Source organism: Arthrobacter sp. SPT-J7 (assembly GCF_059089965.1).
This window is the reverse complement of record NZ_JBNHFF010000142.1, coordinates 1-8485: the sequence shown is the minus strand read 5'-3', so window position 1 is coordinate 8485 and position 8485 is coordinate 1. Positions and strand designations below refer to the sequence as shown.

The window sequence follows — 8485 nt, the reverse complement described above, 5'->3', positions numbered from 1 at the left end:
TAGTTCGGCGCCTCGACCGTCATCTGGATGTCGTGCGGGTGCGATTCCTTCAACCCGGCAGGGGTGATCCGGACAAACTTGCCGCGGGCCTTCAGCTCGTGGACGGTAGGGGCACCGGTGTAGAACATGGTCTGGCGCAGGCCGCCCACCAGCTGGTAGGCCACCGAAGCCAGCGGACCGCGGTAGGCAACACGGCCTTCAATGCCCTCGGGAATGAGCTTGTCATCACCCGAGACGTCAGCCTGGAAGTAACGGTCCTTGGAGTAGGACGTGTTCTTGCCCCGCGACTGCATGGCGCCCAGGGAGCCCATGCCGCGGTAGGACTTGAACTGCTTGCCGTTGACGAAGATCAGCTCGCCCGGTGACTCGTCGCAGCCAGCCAGCAGGGAGCCGAGCATCACCGTATCGGCGCCGGCCACCAAGGCCTTGCCAATGTCCCCGGAGTACTGCAGGCCGCCGTCGGCGATGAGGGGAACCCCCGCAGGGATGGCTGCCTTGGCGGACTCGTAGATGGCGGTGATCTGCGGGACGCCCACACCGGCCACCACGCGGGTGGTGCAGATGGAGCCAGGCCCCACGCCCACCTTGATGCCGTCGGCGCCGGCGTCAATCAGCGCCTGGGCGCCTTCGCGGGTGGCGGCCTGGCCGCCAATGACGTCAACGTGAGCAGCCACGGGATCGGACTTGAGGCGGCGGATCATGTCCAGCACGCCCTGGGAGTGGCCGTTCGCGGTGTCCACGAACAGGGCATCCACGCCGGCATCGACCAGTGCCATGGCGCGCTCCCAGCCGTCCCCGAAGAAGCCGATGGCTGCACCCACCCGTAGCCGGCCCTCGTCGTCCTTGGTGGCCAGCGGGTACTGCTCCGCCTTGGTGAAGTCCTTGGTGGTAATCAGGCCCTTCAGCCGGCCCTGCTCATCCACCAGCGGCAGCTTTTCGATCTTGTTCGTGGCCAACTTGTGCGAGGCTTCCTCGCGGCTGATGCCAACGTGACCGGTGACCAGGGGCATCTTGGTCATCACGTCACTGACCAGCCGCAGCGGAAAGTCGGATTCGGGCACAAAGCGGGTGTCGCGGTTGGTGACGATGCCCAGCAGGCGGTTGTCCTCGTCCACCACCGGCAAGCCGGACACGCGGTACTGGGCACAGAGGTCATCCAGCTCGCGCAGGGTTGCCTCCGGCCGGATGGTCAGCGGGTTGGTGATCATCCCGGACTCGCTGCGCTTTACGCGGTCCACCTGGTCCGCCTGGTCGGCGATGGACAGATTGCGGTGCACCACGCCCAGGCCGCCCTGCCGGGCCATGGCGATGGCCATCCGGGACTCCGTCACTGTGTCCATGGCTGCGGACAGCAGGGGGGTTTGAACGGTGATGCGCTTGGAGATCCGCGAGGACGTATCCGCTTCGGAAGGGATGACCTCGGTGTGACCCGGCAGGAGCAGGACGTCGTCGTAGGTCAGGCCGATGAAGCCAAAGGGGTTGTGTTCGGGCTCGGTCATGAATGCGCCTCTTACCTTGGTTGCTGTGCGGGTAGGGGTTGCAGCCGATGACCAGCCCGTCATTACGGGACTGGCCTGTGCAGAAGATCGGGACCACCACTGCGTGCGGCGCTCCGGTTCAGAAAGTGTTGAGTAAATATTAGAACCTTGGCGCCGATCCCCCTATTCCATGCCGGCAATGTGAGCAACCACACCAACGGCAGCCCCAGCGGGATGCTGTGGAGCCGTCAGTTCCAGCCGGTCGCGGCCAGGAGCCGCTGTTCGAACATGGGGATCATGGTTTCCACGTAGGTCCGGGTGAGGTGGTTGTCGTCCTTGTAGACGTAGACATTTCCCACCACGCCCGGGCAGATGCCGCGCGCACAAATGAAGTCGCTCAGGTCCATCAGGTGCAGCCCCTCGACCTGGCCCGCGTAGTTTTCGAGCGGAGAGGGGCTTACCAGGGATTCTTCCAGGGACACGCTGCATTCCGAGGCGTCCGGGCCGTTGCGCTGGATGCACTCGGGCATGTTGAACGTAAAGCGGGGGTTGTCCCGGATACCGATGATCTCGATCCCGGCGTCGGCAAACGGCCGGACGCCCGCCACGTAGCCCGGGACTTCGGTTTCGAACGGGGCTTCCTCATGGGTCAGTGATGCCACCGTGAACACTGCGTCGGGCTTGTGTTCCAGGACGTAGGCGGCGCTGGCCTGGTTGTAGGCATTGCATTCCGCGTTCCTTTCCACCGACTCGGCACCAAAGCGGCACCCCGGCATCAGCAGCGTCACCAGTTCCCAGCCCCGTGCAGCCGCAATCGGCGCCAGCGCACCCAGGTACTGCTGCGAGTGGGAGTCGCCAAGGACCACAATCCGTTTGGTGAACTCCCCTTCCGGGACCTCCTGCCGGCACCCTTCGAGGATGGAGTCGGCGGTGGCGTTGGCACCGGTGCAGGGGGCATGGATTCCGGCCCAGTCGCTGTCCAGCGCCGCCGGCCCGGGAATGATCTTGGCGTCAGCAGCAGGCACCGGAGCGTTCTCCGGGTTCAGGGCCGCTGCCCCTGGCGTGAGCTCCCGCGGCTGGGCCGCCGTCGCGCTTTCCTCTGCGGTGAGCGTCGTCTGCCACACGGCCACCGGACCGGCGAGGACGGCGCCGCAGGCAGCAATCACGACGGCGGTGCGCCAGGCCCGGCGCTTCGGCCAGTGCCAGTCGCGGAGCGGCTTTTCAACGAACCGGGTGGTGAGGACAGCGAGAACGACTGATGCGCCGACGATGCCCAGTCCCTGGGCCAGGTTGGGCGCCTCGACCCCGGTAGCGGCGAGCGCAAGCACCAGGACGGGCCAGTGCCACAGGTACAGTGCATAGGAATTGTCCCCCAGCGCCACCATGGGTTTGCTGCCCAGGAACGCATCCACACCACATCGGCTGCCGGTTTGTCCCGCGACGATAATGGCCGCCGCTGCAAGGGTGGGCCACAGCGCGACGTACCCGGGGAAGGACCGGTCAACGGTCAGCAGCAGGCCGCAGGAGATCATGGCAACCAGTCCTGCCCAGCCGAGGACCACCCGCAGGGCCCGGGCTGGTTTGAGGTAGGGCAGCGCCAAGGCAAGAAGGGATCCGAGTGCGAATTCCCAAAGCCGGGCCCTGGTGTCGAAGTAGGCGTAAGCCTGGTTGGTTGCGGTCTGCTCTACGGAGTAGGCCAGCGAAAAGGCGAAGACCGTTCCGAAGACCAGCGCCAGCAGCCCCCGGTAGTTCACCGCGCCAAGTGCCGGGACGCGGCGCAGCAGTGCCAACAGCGCCGCGGTACCGGCAAAGATCAGGGGCCACACAACAAAGACCTGGCCCTGGATGGACAATGACCAGAAGTGCTGGAGCGGGCTGGCGCCGGCATTGTCCTGGGCGTAGTAGTCAACAGCGGTGTCAGCGAGCAGCCAGTTCTGGTTGTACAGCAGCGACGCCCACGCCTGGTCCAGCACCTGCGGCCAGCGGCTTTGCGGCAGGATCAGCCACGTCCCGGCAAGGACGCCGAGGATGACCACAACGGCAGCCGGCAACAGCCGCTTGAACAGGTGCAGCCAGTGTCCCGGAAGCCCGAAGGGACGCCCTGATTCAGCTTTGCGGACAAAGGAAAGCGTGAGCAGGAAAGCCGAAATCAGCAGGAAAATGTCCACCCCGCCGGACACCCGGCCAAGCCACACATGGTAGGCAACCACCATCAGGACGGCGAGGGCCCGGAGCCCCTGGACCTCTGGCCGGAACGTGGGTTTCCGGCTCTTGGCATCGGCTCCGGAAGGCGGTCCCGCTGCAACCGCTGTTCTCGCTACTGACACAAAAAGACCTCACAGGCGCATAGGCAAAACATCAATTCTACCCAACTGGGGTATTTTCCCGGCCAGGTACCGCGCGTCACGGTCTGCACCGGGCAGGGTGGCGGAGGCCGCTGCGTAGAGAAATTCCTGCCCAAGGAAGAACAGCCCCGGTGTATCAAGCGCCACGCCGCGGTGCTGGCGTGGCAGCGCGCCGTCGTCGAGCAGGTCCGGATCGATCCAACTGAAGTCGTTCCGGAAACCGGTGCACCAGATGACGTTTGCCACGTCCAGCCGGGTGCCGTCCGCGAGCACGGGCTTCCCGTCCTGCACGCCGGTGACCCGCGGCAGGATCTGCACCCCGGCTGCCGCCAGGTCTTTGGTTTTGGTCCTGATCAGGGGGGCGGCGTGTGCTTTGAAGGCGGGTGCGGCTTTGCGTCCAATGGGTGAACCCAGGGTGAGTACGTGCAGCCCGAGGAAGCGCACCAGCGGCAGGAAGAAGCGGGCCGCGGTCCGGCCATGTTTTACCGGGATTTCGCCGCCCGGTTTTCCGGCGACGATGGTGGAATGCGTCCGGCTCACTTCGAGCCCGATTTCCGCTCCGGAGTTTCCGAGCCCGACCACAAGGACCGGGCCGGCCTGCAGCTGCCCGGGATTCCGATAGGCGCTGGAGTGGAGCTGAACCATGGAAGGGGCCAGCTCTGCAGCGAACGCCGGAACCTTGGGAGCCTGGCTGACTCCGGTGGCTACGACGGCGTTGTGCGCCTCCCAGCGGTGGCCGTTGGATGCTGCGACGAAGTGGCCCCCTTCCCGCCACAGGCGTTCCACGCGGGTCCCGTGGAGGATCGGCAGGCTGTTCCTTGCGGCATAGCCTTCCAGGTATCCTGCCACCTCATCCTTGGTGGGGAAGGACAGGGGGTCCGCCGGAAACGCTTCGCCGGGGAGTCCGTCGTACTTCGCGGGGGTAAACACCCGGAGTGAGTCCCACCGCTGGCGCCATGCGTCGCCGGTACGCGGGTTAGCGTCGAGGATAAGGAAGTTCCGTTGTTGCTCCTTCAGGTGGTAGCCCAGGCCGAGTCCTGCCTGGCCGCCACCAATGATGATCGTGTCCAGCATGCCGGTCACGGTGTTGTTGTTCATGGCTGTGCTCCTGTTTCACTGACGGGGAGGCCTGCGGCAGAGCCCTCCGGTCCCGCTGCGTATGTGCCTCTTTTGTCGCGGTCCGCCTCCCTGTAGCGCAGCCACCAGGCCAGCATCAGGGCGGACGCCAGGACGTAGGCGAGGTGGAGGACCCAGATGGGTCCGGCCGGGAGGTTGAAAACGTAAATGGAGTGCACGGCGTTGGCCACGTTGCTCAGGACCAGGTTCCCCAGGCTGTAGGAAGCAAGGTCCCGGGTGCGTGCGGCTTTGACCAGCATTGGCAGCATTCCCACGGCGAACAGCACCGTTGAAAGTGTGCCGGCAAGGACTGGAAGGTTCATGTTTTGAGGCTATGGCCGGGGCCATCGGGTCCGCGTCGGCCAAATCGTGTAACTGCCCCTGCCAGCGGAATGGGTATTTTTATGCAGCCGTCGCTATCCTGCGAGCCCGTGCTCGAACGCGTACCGGGTGGCGGCTGCGCGTGAGGACAGGCCAAGCTTCAGGAAGATATTGCTGATGTGCCGCGCCACGGTTTTCTCGCTGAGGTAGAGTTCCGCGGCAATGGCCCGGTTGCCGCTACCGGAAGCGACCAGCCGGAGCACTTCCGTTTCACGCGGGGAAAGCGGCCCGGTGGCACCGTTCCCGTTGCCTGCCCGCATCAGCGACGCCACCCAGGCTGCGGCTGGAGCAGCGCGCAATTCCAGGAATTCTGCGTGCGCCGCCTCGAATTCCATCAGGGCTGACGCTTCATCGCCGAGGTCGCGGCATGCCCGCCCCACCAGCACGCGGCAGCGGGCGGCCTCGTAGGGCACTCCGAGTTCCAGCCACAGATGCCAGGCTTGGCGAAGGACCTGCGACGCACCAGCGGGGTCTCCTTCGTGCAGCCGGGCTGCGCCGTCGGCTTGGCTGGCCACCGCCTGGACCATCGGCCTTGGAAACTCCGCCGCAAATACAGCGAGTTCGTTTGCGGCCTGCCGGGCTGCCTCTACCTGGGGGACGGCCAGCTCGATATCCACCAGCGCGGGCAGCAGGTGCCGCCGGGTAGCCGCATCCGCGACGCCGGCCGCCCTGCGGATCATCGCCTGCGCCTGCTTTACGTCCCCACGGGCCAACGCAAGGAGTGCGAGGCCTGGCTGCGGTTCGTAACCGCTGCGGGCCGCCCGCCGATAGGAGGCCTCGGCGTCGTCCAGGTTGCCGGTGAGCCGCTGCACTTCGCCCTGCTGGTAGTAGCCGCCATAGAGTGCCCAAGGATCACCCTTGCCGGAGAGTTCCTGCGCCACCGCGGCTGCCTCCAGCGCGTCGGCCCATGCACCATGCAACCGGAACAGCTCAGCCCGGTGTGCCTGGCACTGGCCACTGAACGCCACCGTGTCCGGGCGGGTACGGCACCAGCGGTCAAGTTCCCGTGTCCACTCCAACGCCCGCTGCAGGTCCAACGCCAGCTGGCAGTTTCCTATGACGGCGCAGTAGATGATTCCCGACGGCACAGCGGACAGCTCCCCCGATGTCACGGCCACCATCACCTCGTCGAACATCCTGAGGCCCTCCTCGGCCCGGCCAAGCTTCAGGTTGGCCTGACCTGTCCCCAGCAGGGCGAACGCTGACAGGTCCTTGTCCTGGAACCTCCGTCCCACGTCTGCAGCCTGGGAGAACAACTGGCGCGCGCCCTCGGGATCGCCGGCGTAGAGCCTCCCCAACGCCACCGGCACAAGAATGAAGCCTTGGACCGCGTCCGGTTCGGAAAGTTCATGCACCAGCTTTTGGCCGCGTGCCAGCCAGCCACCGGCCCTCGCCATCTCCCCCGCGTTCATCAGATGAATCACCAGCCAGGCGGCACACCGGGCGGCCCCTGCCAGGTCGCCGACCACCAGGTATTCCTCATGCGCCCGGGTGAGCGACTCCAGCCCCTCACCGGTGTTGCCGGTCAGGATCTCGGCGGTGGCCAGGCGCTCCAGATCGGCGGCCGGCAGCCCACCCCGCCGGTCGGCATCGCGGAAGTTCTCGTAGGCATCGGTCCAGCGCTGGTCGCGGAACGCTGACCGGCCCTGGTCGATGCCGGTTTCAGCTGACATGTGGCCTCCTTCCGGTGCCCACCCAGCCGACTGCCGCCGTCGTGCACTGTATGCGACGGTACTTAATCGTCACGGTACGCCCGGCGCACATCGGGCACAAGCGGCACCGCACGTGCCTTCCTACCTGCCTTGGCGGTGCCTCCGGCCGCGGTCTGTGCGGCACCGCGCTGGCGCCGGTCGGCTACGAACGCAACAGTCCTCGCAGCGTCTGGATGGTATCGGCGTCAGCCGCCGTCTTGTCGTCACGGTAGCGCTTGACGCGGGCGAACCGCAGGGCGATTCCGCCGGGATAGCGCGAGGATTGCTGCACGCCGTCGATCGCGATCTCCACCACGGTGACGGGTTCCACCCAGACGGTGCCCGCCGTGCGCCGCACCTCAAGCTCCTGGAACCTCCCGGTCTGCCACCGCAGCAGGGCGTCGGTGAGGCCCTTGAAAGTCTTGCCCACCATCACGTAACCGCCGGGTTCGCCGAACTCGCCCGTGGGGTCGAGGGCTCCCAGGTGCAGGTTCGACAGCAGCCGGGTCCGCCGTCCTGACCCCCACTCGCACGCGAGCACCACCAGGTCGTAGGTGAGCACCGGCTTCACCTTGACCCAGTTGGACCCCCGGCGGCCCGCCGCGTAGGCAGATCCAACAGCCTTCACCACCACGCCCTCATGCCCCGCCGCCAGTGCATTCCGAGCCACTTCCTCAGCTGCTGCCGCATCCGCTGTGATCTCTCCAGGGATCCGGTACCCGGGAGCGATGCGCTCGAGCACTTCGATGCGGGTCACCAGCGGCTCGTCGAGCAGGTCCCGCCCGTCGACGTGCAGCACGTCGAAAAACCATGGATGAAGCAAGGTTGCGCGCGCGGCGTCCGCACCGAACCGGGACATGGTCTCCTGGAACGGTCGCGGGCCGCCGTCCTCGTTGAGGGCCAGGGTCTCGCCGTCGAGGATCACATCCCGCACGGACAGGCGGCGCACCACGTCCACCACCTCGGGCAGGCGGTGGGTCACCTCGGCCAGGGTACGCGTGAAGATGCGCACCTCGTCGCCGAGGCGATGCACCTGGATGCGCGCGCCGTCGAGCTTGTATTCCACCGATGCCTCCCCCGTGACTTCCAGCGCTGCCCCGGCGCTGGCCGCGGTTGAGGCGAGCATGGGCTGGACGGGGCGGCCGACCACCAGACCGACGGCGCCAAGCTGGGCTGCCGTGCCGGTCATCGCGAGCAGGGCGGTTTCGCCAAGGTCGCCGGAGAGCATCGCCGCACGGCGTACGGCGTCGACGGGCCGGTCGGCGGCACGGGCAACGGCATCGGTGAGAACACCCTCAAGCGCACCGGTCCGCAGTTCGCCGAGCAGCACGCCGGCAATGAAGGCCTGCTCTCGCTCCGTGGCTGCCGCCGTCAGCGTCCGGAGGGTCGCCGCGCGCTCCGCTGCCGATCCTGCGCCTGACGTAACGAGCAGCCGGTCCAGCGCCGCGTCGAGGTCGGCGACGGTAAGGCTCGG

Annotated in this window: 6 protein-coding genes; all 6 read right to left on the bottom strand. The window is 66.7% G+C overall.

Annotation, left to right across the window (positions count from 1 at the left end):
• Positions 1 to 1499, bottom strand: a 1499-nt coding sequence (guaB, locus tag AC5RWX_RS27105; RefSeq protein WP_494099361.1) for an IMP dehydrogenase, incomplete at its 3' end; no start/stop codon positions are given.
• Positions 1500 to 1726: 227 nt separating this feature from the next.
• The gene (locus tag AC5RWX_RS27100) at positions 1727 to 3805 is read right to left on the bottom strand and encodes an acyltransferase family protein (RefSeq protein ID WP_494099360.1); all 2079 of its coding nucleotides are present in this window, start codon (positions 3803 to 3805) and stop codon (positions 1727 to 1729) included.
• Positions 3806 to 3814: 9 nt separating this feature from the next.
• A complete protein-coding gene (locus AC5RWX_RS27095; RefSeq protein ID WP_494099359.1) occupies positions 3815 to 4921 on the bottom strand; it encodes a flavin-containing monooxygenase in 1107 nt (368 codons plus the stop codon).
• A complete protein-coding gene (locus AC5RWX_RS27090; RefSeq protein ID WP_494099358.1) occupies positions 4918 to 5262 on the bottom strand; it encodes a hypothetical protein in 345 nt (114 codons plus the stop codon). The genes AC5RWX_RS27095 and AC5RWX_RS27090 overlap by 4 nt, the downstream gene beginning before the upstream one ends.
• Before the next feature lie 93 nt (positions 5263 to 5355).
• Positions 5356 to 6993 (bottom strand): helix-turn-helix transcriptional regulator, encoded by a 1638-nt coding sequence (locus AC5RWX_RS27085; protein ID WP_494099357.1) that lies wholly within the window; start codon positions 6991 to 6993, stop codon positions 5356 to 5358.
• Between the two features lie 181 nt (positions 6994 to 7174).
• Positions 7175 to 8485: ATP-dependent DNA ligase (locus tag AC5RWX_RS27080; RefSeq protein ID WP_494099356.1), on the bottom strand; the 1311-nt coding region annotated here is incomplete at its 5' end.